This is a genomic window from Bradyrhizobium sp. 44, assembly GCF_023073095.1.
Lineage (GTDB): Bacteria > Pseudomonadota > Alphaproteobacteria > Rhizobiales > Xanthobacteraceae > Bradyrhizobium.
In genome coordinates this window covers 925,522-945,540 of sequence record NZ_JADPIY010000008.1, presented here as the reverse complement: position 1 = coordinate 945,540, position 20,019 = coordinate 925,522, and the positions used below count along the sequence as shown (strand labels likewise).

General features: G+C 63.9%; 24 protein-coding genes. 12 read left to right on the top strand and 12 right to left on the bottom strand.

Annotated features, from left to right (window positions below; genetic code table 11):
* Window positions 1-70 precede the first annotated feature (70 nt).
* Entirely contained in the window at window positions 71-466 is a 396-nt protein-coding gene (gene cycA, locus IVB41_RS06540) for a cytochrome c-550 CycA (RefSeq protein WP_247357923.1), read from the top strand.
* A gap of 108 nt (window positions 467-574) precedes the next feature.
* Here cycA and IVB41_RS06535 read toward each other — a convergent pair whose 3' ends face one another.
* On the bottom strand, window positions 575-1,531 hold the full coding sequence (locus IVB41_RS06535; RefSeq protein WP_247428146.1) for an alpha/beta fold hydrolase: 957 nt from the start codon (window positions 1,529-1,531) through the stop codon (window positions 575-577).
* 325 nt (window positions 1,532-1,856) lie between these two features.
* Here IVB41_RS06535 and IVB41_RS06530 point away from each other — a divergent pair, with 325 nt between their 5' ends.
* On the top strand, window positions 1,857-2,039 hold the full coding sequence (locus tag IVB41_RS06530; protein ID WP_007596968.1) for a hypothetical protein: 183 nt from the start codon (window positions 1,857-1,859) through the stop codon (window positions 2,037-2,039).
* A 12-nt stretch (window positions 2,040-2,051) separates the two neighbouring features.
* Here the strand turns inward: IVB41_RS06530 and IVB41_RS06525 are convergent, their stop codons facing one another.
* From IVB41_RS06525 to ykgO, 3 genes are all read right to left on the bottom strand, one after another.
* Window positions 2,052-2,312, bottom strand: coding sequence for a hypothetical protein (locus tag IVB41_RS06525; RefSeq protein WP_247428143.1), 261 nt, complete (start codon window positions 2,310-2,312; stop codon window positions 2,052-2,054).
* A 124-nt stretch (window positions 2,313-2,436) separates the two neighbouring features.
* Window positions 2,437-3,078, bottom strand: a complete 642-nt coding sequence (locus IVB41_RS06520) for a tetratricopeptide repeat protein (RefSeq protein ID WP_027565451.1) — start codon at window positions 3,076-3,078, stop codon at window positions 2,437-2,439.
* Between the two features lie 107 nt (window positions 3,079-3,185).
* Window positions 3,186-3,311, bottom strand: a complete 126-nt coding sequence (gene ykgO, locus IVB41_RS06515; protein ID WP_006611362.1) for a type B 50S ribosomal protein L36 — start codon at window positions 3,309-3,311, stop codon at window positions 3,186-3,188.
* A gap of 336 nt (window positions 3,312-3,647) precedes the next feature.
* Here ykgO and IVB41_RS06510 point away from each other — a divergent pair, with 336 nt between their 5' ends.
* Window positions 3,648-4,532, top strand: coding sequence for an amidohydrolase family protein (locus tag IVB41_RS06510; RefSeq protein WP_027565452.1), 885 nt, complete (start codon window positions 3,648-3,650; stop codon window positions 4,530-4,532).
* Between the two features lie 112 nt (window positions 4,533-4,644).
* On the opposite strand, the gene IVB41_RS06505 is transcribed toward IVB41_RS06510, so the two are convergent.
* The gene (locus tag IVB41_RS06505) at window positions 4,645-4,992 is read right to left on the bottom strand and encodes a MerR family transcriptional regulator (protein ID WP_247284651.1); all 348 of its coding nucleotides are present in this window, start codon (window positions 4,990-4,992) and stop codon (window positions 4,645-4,647) included.
* Between the two features lie 84 nt (window positions 4,993-5,076).
* On the opposite strand from IVB41_RS06505, the gene IVB41_RS06500 reads away from it, so the two are divergent.
* The 3 genes from IVB41_RS06500 (at window position 5,077) to IVB41_RS06490 (ending at window position 7,428) form a co-directional block, all read left to right on the top strand.
* Window positions 5,077-6,087, top strand: coding sequence for an NAD(P)-dependent alcohol dehydrogenase (locus IVB41_RS06500; RefSeq protein ID WP_247429070.1), 1,011 nt, complete (start codon window positions 5,077-5,079; stop codon window positions 6,085-6,087).
* Between the two features lie 92 nt (window positions 6,088-6,179).
* Window positions 6,180-6,944 carry a haloacid dehalogenase type II gene (locus tag IVB41_RS06495; protein ID WP_247428138.1) on the top strand — a complete coding sequence of 255 codons (765 nt, stop codon included), beginning with the start codon at window positions 6,180-6,182 and terminating at the stop codon, window positions 6,942-6,944.
* Window positions 6,945-6,951: 7 nt separating this feature from the next.
* Window positions 6,952-7,428, top strand: a complete 477-nt coding sequence (locus IVB41_RS06490) for a YbaK/EbsC family protein (RefSeq protein ID WP_247428133.1) — start codon at window positions 6,952-6,954, stop codon at window positions 7,426-7,428.
* Here the strand turns inward: IVB41_RS06490 and IVB41_RS06485 are convergent.
* On the bottom strand, window positions 7,425-7,775 hold the full coding sequence (locus IVB41_RS06485; protein ID WP_247428130.1) for a hypothetical protein: 351 nt from the start codon (window positions 7,773-7,775) through the stop codon (window positions 7,425-7,427). The genes IVB41_RS06490 and IVB41_RS06485 overlap by 4 nt on opposite strands.
* A 95-nt stretch (window positions 7,776-7,870) precedes the next feature.
* Window positions 7,871-8,854 (bottom strand): tripartite tricarboxylate transporter substrate binding protein, encoded by a 984-nt coding sequence (locus IVB41_RS06480; RefSeq protein WP_247428127.1) that lies wholly within the window; start codon window positions 8,852-8,854, stop codon window positions 7,871-7,873.
* A gap of 156 nt (window positions 8,855-9,010) precedes the next feature.
* Between IVB41_RS06480 and IVB41_RS06475 the strand changes: the two genes are divergently transcribed.
* Entirely contained in the window at window positions 9,011-9,268 is a 258-nt protein-coding gene (locus tag IVB41_RS06475) for a hypothetical protein (RefSeq protein ID WP_247428124.1), read from the top strand.
* A 129-nt stretch (window positions 9,269-9,397) separates the two neighbouring features.
* Here the strand turns inward: IVB41_RS06475 and IVB41_RS06470 are convergent, their stop codons facing one another.
* On the bottom strand, window positions 9,398-10,333 hold the full coding sequence (locus tag IVB41_RS06470) for a LysR family transcriptional regulator (protein ID WP_247284656.1): 936 nt from the start codon (window positions 10,331-10,333) through the stop codon (window positions 9,398-9,400).
* 117 nt (window positions 10,334-10,450) lie between these two features.
* On the opposite strand from IVB41_RS06470, the gene IVB41_RS06465 reads away from it, so the two are divergent.
* From IVB41_RS06465 to wrbA, 3 genes are all read left to right on the top strand, one after another.
* The gene (locus IVB41_RS06465) at window positions 10,451-11,203 is read left to right on the top strand and encodes an SDR family NAD(P)-dependent oxidoreductase (protein WP_247428120.1); all 753 of its coding nucleotides are present in this window, start codon (window positions 10,451-10,453) and stop codon (window positions 11,201-11,203) included.
* A gap of 36 nt (window positions 11,204-11,239) precedes the next feature.
* Window positions 11,240-11,938, top strand: coding sequence for a pirin family protein (locus IVB41_RS06460; protein ID WP_027565463.1), 699 nt, complete (start codon window positions 11,240-11,242; stop codon window positions 11,936-11,938).
* Window positions 11,939-12,020: 82 nt separating this feature from the next.
* Entirely contained in the window at window positions 12,021-12,620 is a 600-nt protein-coding gene (gene wrbA, locus IVB41_RS06455) for an NAD(P)H:quinone oxidoreductase (RefSeq protein WP_247428116.1), read from the top strand.
* Window positions 12,621-12,663: 43 nt separating this feature from the next.
* Here wrbA and IVB41_RS06450 read toward each other — a convergent pair whose 3' ends face one another.
* The 3 genes from IVB41_RS06450 to IVB41_RS06440 form a co-directional block, all read right to left on the bottom strand.
* A complete protein-coding gene (locus IVB41_RS06450) occupies window positions 12,664-13,809 on the bottom strand; it encodes a GNAT family N-acetyltransferase (RefSeq protein ID WP_247428112.1) in 1,146 nt (381 codons plus the stop codon).
* Window positions 13,810-13,874: 65 nt separating this feature from the next.
* Window positions 13,875-15,275, bottom strand: a complete 1,401-nt coding sequence (locus IVB41_RS06445) for an O-antigen ligase (RefSeq protein ID WP_247428110.1) — start codon at window positions 15,273-15,275, stop codon at window positions 13,875-13,877.
* 40 nt (window positions 15,276-15,315) lie between these two features.
* Window positions 15,316-16,380 (bottom strand): glycosyltransferase family 1 protein, encoded by a 1,065-nt coding sequence (locus tag IVB41_RS06440; protein ID WP_247428107.1) that lies wholly within the window; start codon window positions 16,378-16,380, stop codon window positions 15,316-15,318.
* A gap of 246 nt (window positions 16,381-16,626) precedes the next feature.
* On the opposite strand from IVB41_RS06440, the gene IVB41_RS06435 reads away from it, so the two are divergent.
* Window positions 16,627-17,613, top strand: coding sequence for a glycosyltransferase (locus IVB41_RS06435; RefSeq protein ID WP_247428104.1), 987 nt, complete (start codon window positions 16,627-16,629; stop codon window positions 17,611-17,613).
* Window positions 17,614-17,628: 15 nt separating this feature from the next.
* Here IVB41_RS06435 and IVB41_RS06430 read toward each other — a convergent pair whose 3' ends face one another.
* Window positions 17,629-18,657 (bottom strand): glycosyltransferase family 2 protein, encoded by a 1,029-nt coding sequence (locus IVB41_RS06430; protein WP_247428101.1) that lies wholly within the window; start codon window positions 18,655-18,657, stop codon window positions 17,629-17,631.
* A 394-nt stretch (window positions 18,658-19,051) separates the two neighbouring features.
* Between IVB41_RS06430 and IVB41_RS06425 the strand changes: the two genes are divergently transcribed.
* A complete protein-coding gene (locus IVB41_RS06425; protein ID WP_247428096.1) occupies window positions 19,052-19,852 on the top strand; it encodes a methyltransferase in 801 nt (266 codons plus the stop codon).
* The last annotated feature ends 167 nt before the right edge of the window (window positions 19,853-20,019 follow it).

Here is a 20,019-nt window from a genome sequence, read left to right as displayed (position 1 = left end):
CCGGCAGGTCCGACCATTGCCGATCAGGCATGCAACTGACCAGCCCCAGGGAAGAAACGAAGAGCACCCGATGACAAAACTGATTTTTGGCGCATTGACCATCCTCACCGCGATTGCCACCGCACCCAGCGCGATGGCGCAGGACGTCGCGGCCGGCAAATCTTCGTTCAACAAATGCCTGGCCTGTCACGCGATCGGCGAAGGCGCCAAGAACAAGGTCGGCCCCGAGCTCAACGGCCTCGACGGCCGCAAGTCCGGCACCGCGCCGGACTACAATTACTCCGACGCCAACAAGAATTCTGGCATCACCTGGAACGAGGCCGTGTTCAAGGAATACATCAAGGACCCCAAGGCCAAGATCCCCGGCACCAAGATGGCTTTCGCCGGCATCAAGAACGAAAACGAGATCAACAATCTCTGGGCCTATGTGTCGCAGTTCGACAAGGACGGGAAGATCAAGCAGTAAGCGCGCGACAGGCGGTCGCTGGAGCTTCGGTTCTGAACCGAAGCTCCAGCTTCTTGTTTTGACGCGTTTTCTTCACGCAAACCGGCATCCACTTCGCTCGAAAACGCTCTAATCGGCGGCCGCCTGCGCCGGGACGATTTTCCCGATCATCGTCTCGATCTCGGTCTTCACGAGATCGGGCACCGCGTTCTGCACCATGTGGCCGAGATCGGGCAGCACGATCAGCTTGGCGTTCTGCACGGTGGCGGCGAACGGCCGCGCGTGAATGTCGGTCTTCACCGTCTTGTCGGGTTCGCCGGCGATGATCGTGACCGGCGCCGATATCTCGCCGTAGCGCGCGACCTGCGCGGCGACCGCTTCCTTCAGCGTCACCAGATCATACGCATTGGCGATGAACTCGCGCGGGCGCAGCAGCAGCGGCGTCGCGGAGTCCTGCACGAAACCATCCGGCATCATTTGCGGCAGGAAGACATTGCGCGCGCCGGGCTCGCTCAGGAAATAGCCCAGCGGCAGGGTTATGGTGTAGGCGAGCAGCGGGCCGATCACGGGCGTTGCGATGATCTCGTTGTAGCGGCCGACGCCGCCGCGCCAGGGATGTGTGACGGGCGCGAGCATCACAAGGCCCGCGACGCGGCCGGGATGATCGAGCGCCAGCCGCGCGCCGAGCGCGCCGCTCCAGGAATGCACCACGAAGACCGCGCGATCGATCCCGAGCTTGCCGAGCGCCTCATCGATCATCCGCGCCTGGACCTCCGGGGTCGAATCCTGCCGCCGCGCCCGCGTGCTCCAGCCGTGGCCGGGACGGTCGATCAGGATGACGCGGTGGTTCCTGGCGAGGAGATCGCCGAGCGGCCGCCGCATCGCTTCGAGGTTGGAGCTCGCGCCGTGCAGCATCACGACCGGCAGGCCCGAATCGCGCGGGCCGATATCGACGAGGTGAAGCACGGCACCATCGACCTCGATCATTCGGCCCTGCGGTGGAAAGGCGCGCTGCACGGCGAGGACGCCGGCCTGCGTGACCAGCGCCAGCACAAGCAGCGCGGTCACGACTGACATCACGATCATGGATGGAATCCGGGCGATCCAGGGCACAGGGCAGTTACGTGGCTTGCGGGCGGCAGTTTCGCCCGGGGAGCCCCCACGCTCCACTTGAAATGCCGGGGCTGTGGATATGTGCATAATTCAAGCGGGAAAAACGCAATCAAATCAATGCTGCTCCCCGGAGCACGCAGGCTTCGAAAAGCTTCATGCCGTCGTCATCGCGGTTTCCTTATAATCGCCACGGTCGGTTCCGCCATTTAGACGCGGGTGGGCGCCGATCGTGCTCGCAACCCTCGGGGATGCGGGAAAGACCGGCAGGATTTATCCTGATTTGAACCGGAGAATTTCGATGAGCCTGAGGTCCAAAGATACTGCGATCGACGAGATCGTGGCAAGCTGCCACGGCGACCTGCGCGGTGCTGTGCGCGCGCTGCTGCTGATCAACGAGCACCTCGAGACGGAGCTTGCAAAGGCTTACGCCGCAGCGGTCGATCGCGGCCTCGCCGAGCGCGAAGGCAGCGTTTTGCACTAGGTTGCTGTCGACCTAGTTCGTGCTGTCCTCGTCCTTTTCCTCGTCAGGCGTGGGTGCGGGACAGGCGCGGATGGTCGAACGGGCAAGCTTGGCGTCGGCCTTCGATTTGTAGGGACCGTCACCGAACCAGACATCGCCGATGATCACGGGATTGCTGGTCACGATGTTGCATTTTCCGGTGGCGCGATTGCCGACCACCCAGAACAGTCCGTCGGCGAGGCTCGCCGTGCCCGACGCCAGCAGCAATATAACTGCAAAGATCAAACGCTTCATGGCTGTGCTCCCGCGATGAAGGTAGGCCTGCGGCGGGGCAACCCATATCCCTCGTAACGCGGCGCGTGTCATCGTGGTTAATCGGCTAGCGCCGCATTTGCTCGAGCAATGATCGACTTGTCCGCTAAATGTCGCGGCCTTCGACCTTCTCGGTCAGCGCCTTGACCTGGTCGGGGATCTTCTCGAGGTGCGGATTGACGGCGAGCGCCTTGCGGTAGGCCTCGAGCGCGCGCTTTTCGTCGCCGACCTCCTGCATGATCATGCCGAGGCCTGCGAGCGCGCCGAAATGGCGGGGCTCGCGGATCAACACCTCGCGGATGTCGGCGAGCGAGCGGCCGTAATCGTTCTGCATGTAGTAGAGCGTCGCGCGACGATTCCAGGCCTCGATGTAGTCGGGCCTGAGCTTGACGACCGAATCCAGCAGCTTGATCGCAACCTCGATCTTCTTTGCGTCGACCGCGGTCTTGGCCCGCGCCATCAGCAGCGCCGCGGTGTCGCTCGGGGTCTGGATCCAGATCGCCCAGATCCGCGCCTCGACGTGCTTGGCGCTGGCCTCGTCGGGCGCGGCTTTCAGCGCGCCGAACAGGAAATCGAGATTCTTGGTGCGATCGACCTTGGGCAGCTTGGCCGGCGCTTCCGGAAGTTTCTTCTGCTTGCCGGGCGGAGTCGGTGGATCAATCTGCTGTGCCAGCGCCGGAGCGAGTCCGGCGGCTCCCAGTACGAGAGCCAGACACAGGGTGCGCGCGATGAAGAATCTCACTGCCATGGTCGAAGTCTAAACGCGCAAAGCCGCCCTTGCAAAGCAGGGGCGGCGTCAAACTCGTGTGAGACCGTGGTCTTGCGGGGCGCGCGCGGGCGTCCGGCAGGGCGAAATCAGCCCTGGCGAGCCTTGAAGCGGCGCTGCACCTTGTTGATCACATAGACCCGGCCCTTGCGGCGGACCAGGCGGTTGGCGCGATGGCGACCGCGCAGCGATTTCAGCGAGTTACGGACCTTCATGGCAGAATCCTGAACGTTCGAAAGGCCGTGTTCGGCACTACCGTTTCGGCACGCGCGAATGAGGCAAAATGAGATTTTCCCGCTGGCGGACCGACCGCCCGGGACGGGGCGGTTCTTAAGGCATGGGAGGACCGGATGTCAATGTTAACTGCCCCGATCCCACCCACCAAATTCTGGAAAACAACCCCATGCAAAGTAGAAGCGGCCGGATCGGCCCAATCTGGCGCGGACGACGCCTGTCCTACAACGCCTGGTCCCACAATGCCTTGTCCCACAATGTCTTGCCAAGTTCGTTATATCATATAATCAATTCGGCAACCCGTCGGGAGGAAACCCATGCCGAAGCTGAAGCTGCCGAACATCGACGACGTCGTCGCCATCGACATCCACACCCACGCCGAGGAGCCCTGCGGCACCCATCCCGACGACGGCTATGACGATTTTCAGGCGCAGATGGCGGACTATTTCAAGTCGCCGCACAAGCATCCGCCGACCGTGCCGGAGACCGCGGCCTACTACCGCTCCAAGAACATCGCCGCGGTGATCTTCCCGGTCGACGCCGAGCGCGAAACCGGCTTCCGCCGCTACAAGAATGAGGAGATGCTGGAGATCGCCTCCGACCATCTCGACGTTCTCATCCCCTTCGTCTCGATCGACCCGCACAAGGGCAAGCTCGGGGTCCGCGAGGCGCGCAAGCTGATCGAGGAATACGGGGTGCGCGGCTTCAAATTCCACCCGACCATGCAGGGCTTCTACGCCAACGACCGCATGGCCTATCCGCTCTATGAAGAGATCAACAATGGCGGCGCGATCGCGCTGTTCCACACCGGCCAGACCGGCGTTGGCTCCGGCATGCCCGGTGGCATGGGGATGCGGCTGAAATATTCCAACCCGATGTACATGGACGACGTCGCGGCTGATTTCCCCGACCTCAAGATCATCCTCGCCCATCCCTCCTTCCCCTGGCAGGAAGAGGCGCTGTCGGTCGCGACCCACAAGCCCAACGTCTACATCGACCTCTCGGGCTGGTCGCCGAAATATTTCCCGCCGATCCTGGTGCGCTATATCAACTCGATCCTGCAGGACAAGATGCTGTTCGGTTCGGACTGGCCGGTGATCACGCCCGACCGCTGGCTGTCGGATTTCGCCAAGATCGAGATCCGCGACGAGATCCGGCCGAAGGTGCTGAAGGCCAACGCGCGCAAGCTGCTGGGGATCTAGGCGCGTACTCGTCAGCGCATCGAGGGCTTCGACGCTGCTATCGAAGCCCTCATGCTCAGGCCCTCAAGGCCTAAGACTTTGGCGCGGTGAATCCGATAGCCGTTGCGTGCGATCAATTCACGCTTGCCAGATAGCCCGCCAAAATTGTCCGGCTTTGGCTGAGCGTCTCGATACGTTCGTCGATCAGGCCGACCTGCTGCTTGAGTATTTTTCGCAGTTCGTTGCACGGCGTGAAAGCCGGATCGTTGTTCCGCACGCAGGGGAGCAACCGCTTGATGGTTTCGAGCGTCATCCCGGCGCCGCCGAGCATCTTGATGCGCCGCACCGTTTCCTCTTCGGCCTGGCCGTAATCGCGATAGCCGGAGTTCGTCCGCAGCGGCGCAAGCAGTCCCTCGCCTTCGTAGTAGCGCAGCATTCGGACGCTGACCCCCGTCCGCCGGGAGAGTTCGCCGATCTTCATCTGAAGCCTCTTGACCCTGACAGCACTGTCAGACCCTACAGACTTTGCTCGTCCAAGTGAATGCCACTTGTGAAGGGAGCAACGATGAAAGCCTACCATTTGAATAGCCATGCTGGTGCTGGCCGCCTTGCGCGCGTCGAAATCAGCAAACCCGAACCCGCCAATGGCGAGGTCCGCATTCGGGTCGAAGCGGCAAGTCTGAATTACCGCGACCTCCTGATCCTCGACCGTGCAGGCCAAGGCGAGCTCAAGGGCCGCGTGCCACTCTCCGACGGTGCGGGTGTCGTTGACGCCATCGGCGCCGACGTCGCGCAATGGCGACTCGGAGACCACGTCGCCGGATCTTTCTTCCGCGATTGGATCTCGGGGCCGTTCAAGTCCAGCTATATTCCGTCATCCCTCGGTGGCAACACGATGGACGGAATGCTGGCTGAGTATGTCGTGCTGCCGGCGACCGCGCTGGTTTCAGTGCCGGCGCATCTGTCCGCGGTGGAGGCAGCGACCCTGCCCTGTGCCGGCGTCACGGCTTTCCATGGCCTCATCGCACGCGGCGGGATGCGCAAAGGCGACACGCTGTTGGTCCAGGGAACAGGCGGCGTCGCGCTGTTCGGGCTTCAATTCGCGGTGGCGCTGGGGGCGCGTGCGATCGTGATATCCTCCTCGGATGAAAAACTCGCCCGCGCCAAGGCGCTGGGCGGCTCGATCCTCATCAACTATCGCGAGACGCCTGACTGGGATGTCGCCCTGATGAAGGCGACGAATGACGCCGGGGCCAGTCATATCCTCGAACTCGGCGGTCCCGGCACCTATGATCGATCGCTGCGATCGGTCGCTTCGGGTGGCAAGATCGTCCAGATTGGTGTCTTAACGGGGTTCGGTCCCAAGCCCGACCTCGCGCGCCTTCAGTGGGAGAATGCCGACATCATCGGTGTCACCGTCGGATCGGTCGAACACTTTGTCGCGATGAATCGCTTCCTGACCGAACACGCGATTCACCCGATCGTCGATCGGATCTATGGTTTCGATGAGGCACCCGAAGCGTATGCGCACCTGCGCACCGGCTCACATTTCGGCAAGGTCGTGATCAGGCTTTAGAAATCAGGGCCCAAGTCGCGATTCCGTCTTGGACCGATTTCGGGGCGCCTTGTATAGTCCGTGGACCGCAACGATCCCGGAGGACAGGTCAATTGAGCCTCAAAGCCGTTGTCTTCGATGCCTACGGAACGCTCTACGACATCCAGTCGGTCGCCGAGACCACCGAGGATGCGTTTCCGGGCTACGGTGAGATCATCACGCAGATCTGGCGGATCAAGCAGCTCGAATACACCTGGTTGCGCTCGCTGATGCGGCGCTACCAGGACTTTGCAGCCATCACGCGCGACTCGCTTGCCTATACGCTACGCGTGCTCGGGCTCGCTTACGAGAACGAGGCATTCGAGCGCGTGATCGAGAAATATCTGCATCTCGATCTCTATGCGGATGCGACGGTCGCGCTCACGGCTCTAAAACCGCGAAAACTCGCCATCCTCTCCAACGGCAGTCCGGATATGCTGAATGCGCTCGTGCGCAACTCCGGCCTCGACGCCCTGCTCGACGCCACGATCAGCATCGACGCGAAGAAGATCTTCAAGCCGAGCCCGGAGGCCTATGAGCTGATCGGCGAGGTGCTCGGCACCGCGCCGGATGAGGCGCTGTTCGTCTCCTCCAATCCCTGGGATGTTGCGGGCGCGAAAGCATTCGGATTGAACGTTGCCTGGATCGAACGGGTGACGCCCGAAGCGATGGCGCTGGCTTGCGTCGAGAACGAACTCGTGGCACCGCTGACGATGTTCAAGGCGATCCGCACCCAGATGGACGAGCTCGGCTTTGCGCCCGATCATCGCGTCCGGGCGCTCTCGGAGCTGCCCGGGATCATCTCTAGGGATGACCCGGGGATCGCCGCCCGCCCGTGAGACCTGAATGAGCCTTCAATCCGTTCGCGCCTTCTTCGCTGAAAAAGCCCCCGACATATCAGTCATCGAATCCCCGATCAGCTCCGCGACAGTGGCGCTGGCCGCCGAAGCCTATGGCGTCGAACCCGGAATGATCGCCAAGACGCTGTCGTTGCGGATCGGCGAGCGCGTGATCCTGATCGTCGCGGCCGGCACCTCGCGCATGGACAACAAGAAGGTGAAGGCCGCGTTCGGCGGCAAGCCGAAGATGCTGGGGCTGGAAGAGGTCGCGGAGGTCACCGGCCACGAGGTCGGCGGCGTCTGCCCGTTCGGACTGAGGGCGCCGCTGCCGGTCTATTGCGACGTCTCGCTGAAAGCGTTCGACGTGGTGGTGCCGGCCGCTGGCTCGACCCATAGCGCGGTGCGCATCACGCCGGAGCGGATGGCTGAGCTGACCGGGGCGGAATGGGTCGATGTCTGCGAAATCAGGTCCGAAGCGCCCTAATCATCCTCGTCGTAAGGCCGGGGCTGGGTCGCCGGAGGCGGTGGCGCATTGTTATATCGTGGCGCCGGCGCGGCGCGATTGCCCGGAACCTGCTGCTGCGGCGGCATCTGGTTGTTGGACTGGAACACCGCGCGACAACCGCTGGAGAGCTGGGGCGTGTTCTGCCGCAAGCAGGCCGTAATGCGGCTCACATCAGGGATCTGGTCGCTGCACAGCCGCCACACATCCGGCGTGCAGGCCATCTGCTGCTCCATGGTTCCGCGATACTCTTCAGCGGATGCAGCGCCCTGCGCTACGATGCCGCCGATCGCAAGCGCCACACCCAGCGCAATCCGCTCTGTTCGCATGTCCGATTCCTTCGCGAGTCTCTCGAATTCTCTTCAATCAATGAGACGCGGAGAGGTTCTGGACCAACAAAAAATTGTGAAAACGGGCCAGGAACTTATTCGACCTTGCCGATCTTCTTCACCGCCGTAATCAGCCGAGCGCTGTCGACCGCCACGAACTCGGCAAACGCCGGCGCGTCCTGATAGGCAACGAGGCTGCCCGACGTTTCGAAGGCCTTGAGCACGTCCGGGCTCGTCATCACCTGCGCCATCGCCTCGCGCAGGCGGGTCGCGATCGGCGCCGGCAGCGCGCTCTGCGCAAACAGCCCGGCCCAGATGTACATCTCGACGTCCTTGTAGCCGAGCTCCTGGAAGGTCGGCACATCGGGGAAGCTTGCGATGCGCTTGGCGCCGCAATTGCCGAGCACGCGCAGCTTGCCGTCCTCCACTTGCGGCTTCAGCGTTCCCGGTGCGGCGGCGATCGCCTGCACGGTGCCGCTGAGCAGCGCGGTGAGCGCTGGACCGGCGCCGCGAAACGGCACATGCAGCAGCTTGATGTCGGCGCTGCTCGCAAACATTTCCATCGCCACGTGCAGCGTGCCGTAAGGCCCGGACGAGCCATAGGTGATCTGGCCCGGGCGTTTCTTTGCGTCTTCGACGAAATCCTGCGCGGTCTTCCACGGCGCCGAGGCCGGCACGGCGAGCAGCGTGGGATCGGCCAGCACCCGCGCGATCGGCATGAACTGCGAGAGCTCGTAGGCGACCGGACGGTCGAACAGCCGGTCGGCTTCGGGCAGCACCGCGAGCGAGGACAGCGTCATCAGCAGCGTGTAGCCGTCGGGCTCGGCGCGCGCCGCCGCGGCATTGCCGACCGATCCACCGCCACCGCCGGCGCGGTTGTCGACGATGACCGCCTTGCCCAGGATTCGCTCCAGCGCCTGTGCGACGGGGCGCGCCGCGAGGTCCGCCTGGCCGCCGGCCGGAAACGGCACGATCATGGTGACGTTGCGCGCGGGATAGGCTTGCGCGAAAGCCGCGCTCGACAACGCAGGCAACAACGGCAATGCGGCAGCGGCGCGCAGGACATCGCGTCGATCCATGGCAGATTTCCCCCTGTTTTCTTATTTCGCCGCCAGCCTAGCGTGACCGTCCGCAAGAACAAGACGCGCGGCGGAATTAACGAAGCATTATCCATGTTCCGCCCGGTCAGGAACGTCCCCCGGACCCTACCGTTGCCTCCCAGGGAGAGTGGACCGATGAATAGACTTCAGACCATTGACGTGGCGCTAGACGAGATGCTGGTGAATCTCGCCGCTATCGTCTTGCGGCTTTCAAAGCCCGACGTGACGCGGACGCCGGAAGCGCGACGCGCCTTGGCGCAATCCGTGCATCAATACGCAGTCTGCGCGAAGCGCTCGCGCGATCCGCGTGTCCATGATTTGAAGTCGCAGCTGGAACAAACGTTGAAGCCGAACTTGCGCGTGGTCGCGCGTAATGATGTGACGGTGTCTTAGTCCAACTTCGTCATTGCGAGCGAAGCGAAGCAATCCAGAATGCCCCGCGGAGACATTCTGGATTGCTTCGTCGCTTCGCTTCTCGCAATGACGGAGGTCGCTGAAGGCACTCGCTCTACGACGGCTTTGCTACGACGGCTTTGCCTTTCCGCGCACCTGCCGCTTGCACGTACCCGGCAGCTTCGCTGCGAGAAAATCGCCGAGCGCCTCGACGCGTGCGGGGCGCGGGCCGCCAGGTGGCGTCACCAGATGCACGGCGCCTTCAACCTGCTTCCAGTCCTTCAGGACCACTTCGACCTCGCCGGAGGAAATGGCCTCGCCGACGATGAATTCCGGAAGGTCGGCGATGCCGAGGCCGGCGATCAGCGCCGGCATTACCGCTTCGCCGTTGTTGACGCGGAGCTGACCGCCCGGACGCACGCTGGCCTGCTCGCCGGCCGAATTGGTGTAGTGCCAGACGTTGGGCGTCGAGAGATAGGCGTAGCTGAAACATTTGTGCTCGGCCAGATGCATCGGATGCGTCGGCCGTCCGTATTGCCTAAGATAGGACGGCGCCGCCACCGTAAAGCGCGGCATCGTGAAGAGCCGCCGCGCAATCAGCGAGGAATCCGGCAGCCGCGCGATCCGCACCGCCATGTCAAAGCCCTCGCCGATCAAATCGATGGTCGCATCGCTCAGGTGCAGATCGACCGAGACCTCCGGATAAGCCTCGAAGAACTCCGGCAGCAATGGCGCCACCGCCTTGATCCCGAATGTCATGGGGACGGCGAGCCGCACCAGGCCCCGCGGCGCTACCGACTGCGCCAGTGCTTCGTTCTCCGCCGCCTCGCCGTCGGACAGCAGGCGCGTCGCACGCTCGGCGAGCTTATGCCCGGCATCGGTCAGCGCGAGCCGGCGTGAGGTACGGTTGAACAGCCGGGCGCCGAGCCGCTCTTCGAGGCGCGTGACCGCCTTGGACACCGTCGCCTTGGACATCGCGAGTTCGCCCGCGGCCCCCGCAAACGACCGTAATTCCACGACTTTTGCGAAAATCGCGAGTGCCTCGAAATCGGGGAGTTTGGCCATAGAAGGGGATCCAACCGGGCTGTTTAAGGAAACAATGCGTTTCAACAGTTTCTATTTCTCTACCACAGGCGGAGGCTTATCCAAGGGTCATCAGAAATTCAGGAATGGAGAAATCCAATGACCAAGAAGCTCTCAGGCAAGGTTGCCCTCGTCACCGGCGGCTCGCGCGGTATCGGCGCGGCCTCCGCCCGTGCACTCGCCGATCAAGGCGCGGACGTCGCCATCAGCTATGTCGCCTCGCCCGAAAAGGCGGAAGCGGTCGTCACCGAGTTGGAGGCCCGGGGCGTCAAGGCGCGCGCCTTCCGGGCGGACCAGGCCTCGGCCAAGGACGTGAGGCAACTCGTCAACGACGTCGCGAAGGAGTTCGGCCATCTCGACATCCTCGTCAACAATGCCGGCGTCGCTAGCGGAGGCGCGATCGACGATGCCAATGCCGACATCGAAGCGCTCGCCCGCCAGGATGCCATCAACGTGCATGGCGTGATCGCGGCGATCCGCGCCGCTTCGCAATTGATGGGGGAAGGCGGCCGCATCGTCACCGTCGGCTCGATGCTTGCCGACCGCGCCTCGTTCCCGGGTCTTGCGGACTACGTCGCCACCAAGGCCGCCGTGGTCGGTTACACCAAGGGCGCAGCGCGCGACCTCGGCCCGCGCGGCATCACCGTGAACGTGGTGCAGCCCGGCTCGATCGACACCGACATGAATCCGAAGGACGGTGGTGAGTTCGCCGAGACCCAGCGCAAGCAGCACGCGCTGCAACGCTTCGGCCGCCCCGAGGAAGTCGCGGCCGGAATCGTCTTCCTCGCAAGTCCGGAAGCCTCCTTCGTCACCGGCACGGTGCTCAACGTCGACGGCGGTTTCGGCGCCTGATCAAGGCGCCGCCCGCTCAAACAAGGAATTACGCAGATGATCGAACTCAGACCCTTCGCAAAGCTCGGCGGCGCCGATCACGGCTGGCTCAATGCCAAGCATCATTTCTCCTTCGCAAGCCATTATGACCCCGACAACATGGGTCACGGCGCCCTGCGGGTGTGGAACGATGACGAGATCGCGCCCAACACCGGCTTTCCCGCTCATCCCCACGCCAACATGGAAATCATCACCTATGTGCGCGAGGGCGCGATCACTCATCAGGACAGCCTCGGCAACGAAGGTCGCACCGAAGCGGGCGACGTGCAGGTGATGAGCGCCGGCAGCGGCATCCGCCACTCCGAATACAATCTCGAGCCGACCAGGACACGCATCTTCCAGATCTGGATCGAGCCGACCGCGCGCGGTGGCCAGCCGACCTGGGGCTCGAAGCCGTTTCCGAAAGGAGACCGCTCGGGCAAGCTCGTCACTATCGCGAGCGGCTTCGAGAATGACACGGACGCTCTGCCGATCCGCGCCGATGCGCGGGTGCTCGCCACCACACTGAAGGCGGGCGAGAGCGCGGAGTACGCGCCGGACAAGTCACGGCACCTTTATCTCGTGCCCGCGGCGGGGTCAGTCGAGATCAACGGCGTGCGCGTCAACGCCCGCGACGGTGCGGCGATCCGCGACGAGGACAGGTTGAAGATCACGGCACTGGAAGATTCCGAGATCGTGCTCGTCGACGCGGTTTAGCAACGCCTTCGTCATGCAGGCTTTGTCCCGGCGTGACGCTCCCGACACCGACGCATCAAATCTGCATCCAACGGAGACCATCATGACCAAAGTTCTCGTCCTTTATTATTCCGCCTATGGCCACATCGAAGCGATGGCCAATGCCGTTGCGGAAGGCGCGCGCGAAGCCGGTGCCACCGTCGACATCAAGCGCGTGCCCGAGCTGGTGCCGGCCGAGGTCGCCAAGGCGTCCTATTACAAGCTCGACCAGACCGCCCCCGTCGCGACGATCGAGGACCTCGCAAACTACGACGCAATCATCATCGGCACCGGCACCCGCTTCGGCCGCATGGCCTCGCAGATGGCGAACTTCCTCGACCAGGCCGGCGGTCTCTGGGCCAAGGGCGCGCTGCACGGCAAGGTCGGCGGCGCCTTCACGGCGACCGCGACCCAGCATGGCGGCCAGGAGACGACGCTGTTCTCGATCATCACCAACCTCTTGCATTTCGGCATGGTCGTGGTCGGCCTGAACTACGGCTTCGCCGGCCAGATGAAGCTCGACGAGGTCACCGGCGGCGCACCTTACGGCGCCACCACGATCACCGGCGGCGACGGCAGCCGCCAGCCCAGCGCCAACGAGCTCGCCGGTGCGCGCTATCAGGGCCGCCAGATCGCGGAGACAGCCAGGAAGCTGCACGGCTGAGCTACACGGCTGAGCTGCACGTCTGATGCGAGGGGAGCGGCCGTCAGCGCGTCCCCTTGCCAATCGCCTTCGCCGCAAGGGCAGCGAGCCTGGGATGACGGCGCAGGGCCTGGGCGGCGTGGTCACGCCACGCGAAGGGCACGCCGCGCCAGGAAAGCGCGGCGCTGACATCAGTCAGCGGCACCGGCTCGGCGCCGAAGCGACGCTTGTAGTTCTGGTTGCCGATGCTGAGGTCGAAACGCCGCACGCCATCTGCATGCAGCGCCGCCATGGTGCGCTCGGTCACGAGCAGCCCCGGCGAGCAGCTCGACCAGGAATCGCCGGCATGGCTGATGCGCAGCAGGAAATAGGCCGCACCGAACCTGACGCCGAACGTGGTGGCGACGACGGCCTCGTCGCAGACCAGGGCCGAGATGACGGCATAACCGTCCGCGACGCCCTGACGCGCGACCTCGCGATAGAACTGCGCATGGGTTTCGTCGTTGAGGACGAAGCGCGAACCAAGCTTTCGCATGCGCGCCTGCTGCTGGGCATCCATCACGTCCAGCAGCTCGCGCGCACGCGCGACATCGGTAGCGATCTCGAATCGCGCGCCGTCGTGACGGCTGAAGACGCGCCAGCAGCGCGGCATCTGCATGCGCTTGATCGAGGCCTGGTAATCTTCATAGTCGTCGCCGGTCAGCACGAGGTTGCCGTTGAGCGAACTTGATCCGATCCGGCCGAGCGACACCAGCGGGTTCGGGTTGCCGCCGATCTGGGCCGGCATCTTCTTCAGGCGCAGCAAATCGAAGCGGTCCGGCAATGCGCGCAATGCGTCGATCAGCGCCGTGCCGATCGCCTCCGTCGCCGCCGCGTCCAACGCGGCATCGAGCGCCAGGATTGGCGCGTTGTTGTCGGAGACGCCGAGATCGGCGAATTCGACGATGCGGATGCCTCGCCTGAGGTGGCTGATCATCGGCACCATTGCGATGTCCCTGCCGATCGTGGCATCGGAGATCAATGCAATCAGCGGCGAGAGATCGTGGAACGCCTCGTACCAGGCGCCGAGCCAGTAGCCATGCTGGAATGCAGTGCGATGGCCTGCGTTCAGGCGCGATGCGGCCCGCGGCCAATCACGCACGAAATCGACCGCGATTCCCGACGCGCTGGACACAAGATCATCTGGTTGCTCGACGCTGAGGATCGTCATCCGCGGGACATGCGATTACTGGGTGTTTCCAGATAGATTATGTTTTGTCGCGGCCACAAGTGACCTCACGGCTTATCGTTAAGCCGATGCAACTGCGGCGGCACCGGCTGCGACAAGTCGTCCGGTTCCGTTTCCGCGACGCATTGGAACCTGGCCAGGAAGTGCAGGCCGGCCACGGCAACTGCGAACATGAACCAGATCGAATTTTGCCGTTCGAGCAGGAAGGTCTCGGTGGCCCCGTAGTACAGGCCGAACAGCCACACGGTCAGGAACAGCTTTGCCAACGCACCGCAGCGATTGTGAGTTCGGGCCGTCTGGAAATTGCCTAGCGGCGCGAGCACGAAGACGAGGATCACCAGCAAGAGCCCCGGCAGGCCGATCGTGACAGCGAGGTCGAGATAGCTGTTGTGGCTGTGCGCCGCGCTCGTCGCCCATTCGGCGCCCTGGGCGGTCTGCCGCGCGGTCACGTCGTCCCAGAACGCCGCGTAGCCGTGACCGATGATCGGCTTCTCGGCGACGGCTGCGAGCGCGAACTCCCAGATGGCGGAACGGCCGGTGAAGGTGGGATCGAGCGGAAGCAGCCGCGTCATCGCCCCGAGCGCCGGGCTCACGACGCTGCCGACCGTCAACAGGTTCATCACGATCAGCGGCACGAAGCAGATGATCCGCTTCAGCCACAGGCTCGGTGTGACGCAGACCAGCGAGGCGAGCGCGTAGATCGCAAGACACAGCACCGACGACGTCTTGCCGCCGGTGAAGATCAGGAAGAGTCCTGCCAGCGCGGCGATGGCCGGCCCCATCACGAACGAACCAATGGCAGACAAGTAAATGCCGACATAGATCAGGATGGTCATCACGGGCGAAGCGATGTTCTTGTGGCCGAAGCTTCCGCGCCAGTCGCCGGCCAACTGCGGCTCGGTGACGTCCAGTGCGGTGTGCATCGAGTATTGCGGCGCGAGGAAGACGCCGAGATAGCAGAGCGCAAGCAGTGCGAGCGCGGCGCCGCCAAGACACAGATTGAAGCTACGCTGCGTCGGCGGCAACAGCGGCAACAACACCGCGAGCGACATCACGCTGGCTGCGAGCACGAAGCGCTGCATCGAGACTCCGCGGTTCTCGGAGAAGACGATGTTGATCAACAGCCAGCCGACCAGGCAGAGATGCAGTGGCGTCACCAGGGTCTTCAGCGCGGGCGCATCCGTTGCGGCGACGAACAATACCGCGACCACGGCCAATAGACCCCAGGAGACATAGGTGAGCGCCATTCGCCCGCCGACCACGGTGGTGACATCCTCATTGCGCAGGTCAGGAAACGGATCGAGCGTCACCAGCACGAGGAGCAGGGCTGCGACTGCGACGAGGCAGCGCGCCGCCCGCGCGGCGTTGACCCCCGCAAGCCCAACGCGCAGGACGTCGCCGAACGATCGGGCCTCGACGTCGGTCATGTCAGTGGCGCTGCGATCCATGGCTCGAGGTTGGTGGTGAAGCCGGGGGAAGCTCGAAGTCCTAGCCGATCCCCGTTAAGCATCCGTCAACCAGTCCGCCGGAGCTCTGCGGCGCCTGCTGCCGCACGATGCTCCGCGCGATCTCGTAATATTGCAGGGCACGCTGTTCCAGCGTGAGGTTGTCGAGCACGAAGCCGCGCGGATCGAACGTATCGGCGGCGCACCCGGCCCAGAAATCATCCCAGCCCGCCTCAAACCCGGCGATGTCGACGAACTTGGCGCCGCAACGATCGTCCCAGTACGGCACCGACGACACCGGCGCGAACTGAACGCGATGCGGATAATAATCGGGGTCCCGCCAGGGGCCGCCGGGATCCCAGGCCAGCACCGGCACGCCGCAAGACAATGCCTGCTGGTAGGCAATGCCCTGGCTCTCATTCTGGCAGAGGAAGATCATCGCACGCGATTGCGCGAGCGCGGCCCGATAGTCTTCTTCCTTGTAGCTGCCGTAACGCAGCTCGGTGAACGAGCGGCCTTCCCTCGTGAGCCGGGCGCGGACGGGTTCGATCAGCTCCGCCGCATAGCGATCGCGGTCCCAGTGCACCTTGTCGTAGATCAGGACGTCGACGCTCTTTTGCGACGTCGGCGACGGCGCCCAGAGATCCGTGTCGATGCCGATCGGCCAGGCCTCCGTGTCGGGCCAATGCGGCCGATACATGTCGGCGTACCACGGGCCGGGCACCACGACCTTCTTGACCGGCAGGCGCTTGAACAGGTCGGGATCGTCGAGCGGATGATTGTGGGCGGCGACGCCGAGCAGGATCGGATTTTTCCAGGCGAACTTGTCGAGCAGGAAGGTGCGGCCGATGATGCAGGCGAGTTCGCCAGGATGCCGCGCGATGTAGCCATAGTCGTTGACGCGGTAGCGGATACCGAGCCGGTCGAGCCCCGCACAGAGATTGAGGAACACGCGGAGCTGCCCGCTCATGCGCGGCTCGCCGAGCAGCATGCGACGCGCCATGCGCCGCAAATGCCGATCGCCGGGAAACCAGCGATCGTCCTTGTCCTCGTAGAACAGGTTGAGGACCATGTCGTCGGGATCGTAGTCGAATGTCTTTGCGGGCACTGGGGTCCATCCGCGGCGGCCTGATGCGCATTCTCGCATGGGACCGGCTGCCGCACTCTTCCAAATTTGCCACAGGCTTAATGCCGGCGGCTTAACGCTAATTGACGAAACCAGCGCTGCGTTAGCCTTCACGGCGACGTTTTTTTCCAATGCGAGTATCATTCGCGACGGCCAAGGTTGCGATCGATCGCATTGCCAACGCGCCAAAGCGCCCTGGTTAACAGACGGTTAAAGGCGAGTCGTATCTTGATCACCGCGGAAGAAATTCTCGAATTGCCCGCCGCATCGCGCGTCGTTCCGGCGGCGCGCCTCCCGCTGCAAGTCGGCTCAACCACATCGGTTTCCGTCGTCATTCCGGCCAAGAACGTTGCGGCCTATGTCGGCGAAACCCTCGCCAGCGCACTGGCTCAGGCTGAGGTCAGCGAAGTGATCGTCGTGGACGACGGCTCGACCGACGACACTACCGCCATCGTCCGCGCCATTCGTGACCCGCGACTGCGCCTGATGACCAACGGCGCAGCCGGCGTATCGGCAGCGCGCAATCTCGGCGCACACCATGCGAGCGGCCAATGGCTGCTCTTCCTCGATGCCGACGATCGCCTGCGGCCCGGCGCGGTCGCGGCGCTGCTGGCGGCTGCGCGGGGTGCGCCGCGAGCGGTTCTCGTCTACGGTGACTACAACACGATCGACAGCGAGGGACGGCAGATCGGCCGACGGGATCTGCTGAAAGCACGCCGCAAACCGTCCGGCGACGTGCTGGCGCGGCTCGCGGCCGGCAACTTCATCGTCAATGGCGGCATTGCGCTCGCACGTGCAGAGGCTTTCCGCGCCATCGGTGGCTTCGACGTCTCGCTCAGATATTGCGAGGACTGGCACTGCTGGTGCCGCCTTGCCGCGATCGGCGAATTCGAATTTGCGCCAAACCTTCTGCTCGACTACCGCCTGCACACGGCCAACACCATGAACGCTGCGGTGCGGACGCCACAGGATTTCTTTCCGGCGATCGCGCGGGTGTTCGACGACGGGCTGATCATGGCGCGATTGCCCGCGGGCATGGCAGCCGGGCTGCGCCAGGCCGCCGAGGTTCATCTCGTCACGTATTCGGCGATGCAGGCGGTCCGCTTCGGCAGATATCGCCAGGCCTTCGCCTATCTCGGGATGGTCGGGCGCCGCTCGCTCAAATCGCTGCCACGCTCCGCAGTCAGGGTCGCCCTCGCCTGCTTTGGTATTTAGCCCGCCGCCTCGGCGTCAGGACACGATCTTCGAGGCCTTATAGGGCTTCGGCTCGATGCCGAACGCGGCGAGCACCGAGCCGAGCGCGACCATCACGGGATGCATCGCGACGACGGCCTTCGACGATTTCAGCAAAGCGGCCGCGCGCACCAGCGACAGCGGCAGCCTCCCGAGCATCTGCGCAAACACCCACACGCGCGCCGCCGCGCCCTGCGCGGCCTTGGCCTGCACGCGATAATTGATCGCGCCGATGCGCAGGCCTCGCTTCACGATCCAGCCGAAACTGGTGCGGCTTTGCGGCACCGTCTCGGTGATGACTGCCTCCGCCGTCCAGTGGAACGTCATGCCGGCATCGCGGCACCGCACGAAGAAATCACAGTCGCCACCGCCGAGGAAGTTGAAGCGCGGGTCGAAGGCGGGACGGGCGAACCTCTCGAACGCCGCACGCGTGATCAGGCAATTACCACAGCCGTAGATCAGGGGCACAGCGCCGCTGTAATCATAGGCGGGACAGAAAACGGGGTGGCGCGAAAGCCAGGGCATGCTGCGGTCCTCGAAGACCGGCAGCACCGGCCCGCCGACCACATCGGCGCCGGTCGCCTCCGCGGTGCGGACCATCAGCTCGAGCCAATCGGGCGAGGCGATCTCGTCGTCGTCGATCATCAGGAACCGGGTCGCGGCGGGAAACAGCGCCAGCGCCGTCTCGAACGCGGCGTTGATCGCCTGGACGTTGCCTTGCCGTTTCTCGACCAGGCAGACACCCTGAAGCCTGCCATCGGCGAGATATTCCGCGGCCACCGGCGCGCTTTCGCGCCGGACCGCATCGTTCTCGACCATGACGACGGCGAAGGAGCGCGGGGTGCGCTGGCTGGCGAGCGAGTCCAGCGTCAACCGCAGATGCTGCGGGCGGCGGAAGCAGGGGATGCAGACGACGATACCAAGCGACAGGTCGATAATCCGGGAGCTGGCCGCGATCTCCCGGTTTGGATCGCGCACGGCATCCGAGATACGCGTGGCGGACGGGTCTGTCGGGATCAATGTCATGACGTTCTAGATGTCCGAGATAGATTGAAAAAGCCCTGCTTCGATCCCGGGGATCAGCGCCGTCCCACGACGGCACATCGCCGCGGGACAGGCACGTCCCAAAATGAACGGCCGGTTTGAGCCTCGCGACGGCGCCACGCCGCCGATTTTCCGCCATCCATGCACTTAACTGCTTCCGGGTGTTTCTGCTGCGAAACCTTGCGCGCGTAATACTGCAATTCGCGGTCCGCCGTGCCGATGGCGGCTGGCGCGGACGATACCGTAGTTAACGCACATGCTCATTAACCTGACCGTAAGCACTGCGACGGGTGAAGCGTCGCGGCATCGGATTTGCTCTACGGGTACACGAGATTTTTCCTGTAAATTTAAGTCGAACAAGCGCGGTCGGAAAAAAATGAACAAGCCAGCCACGATCGATTTCGCGACAGCCACGGCGGTCCAAATTCCCGCGGCCATTGCACACACTCAGGCGCTGCACGATCTCGTCCCCGGTGAAGCCCGCGATAGCCTGCTCGCCGTTCACGACGTGCTGCGCCGCGAACTGCCGCAGGGCCAGCTCGCCACCTACGAAGCCGGAGGCGGCTCGTGCAGCGTACTGCCACCGGAATTGCTGAGCCGCAGCAAGGTCACCGTCGTCGACATCGACGAGGACCAGGTTCGCAACAACAGCTACGCGGACGAAGCGATCCTCGGCGACGTCCAGACCTACCGCTTCGAGCGCGGGACCTTCGATCTGGTGATCTGCTATAACGTGATCGAACATCTTCCCAATGTCGACGCCGCACTCCTGAATTTCCGCGATGCGCTCAAGCGCGGCGGCATGATCCTGATCGGCGCGCCCAATCCGCGCTCGTTGTCCGGGGTCGTCACCAAATACTCGCCGCACTGGTTCCACGTCTGGTTCTACCGGCACATTCGCGGCATCAAGGATGCCGGCTTGCCGGGCGAGCCGCCGTTCCCGACCTTCTTCCATCCCCTGGTGTCGCTGCCGAGGCTCCAAGCGTTCGCCGCCGCCAATGGCCTCGAGATGATCTACCGCCGTGAGGTCGAGAGTCCGCGCTATCCCGAGATGCGCCGGCGCAAGCCGCTGTTCGCAGTCTTGGTCGACGCCGGCGCCGCCGTGCTCAACGCCGTGCTCCCGCGCGGGACCGACGTCCGCCGCGGCGATTATCACGTCATCCTGCGGAAAAGCTGACGGCCATGGTGCGGGCGCGGCCGATGGCAAGACCAGCGAACCCTCGCGGCCACGACGCACGCGGTAACGAACCGTTAATCTCTGAAGGACCGCGTCATCGCACGCGTCACGACGACGCGTCGAAGAGTGGCATGCGCTTAAACGCTTTGTTTGCCATTTCGGTGAAT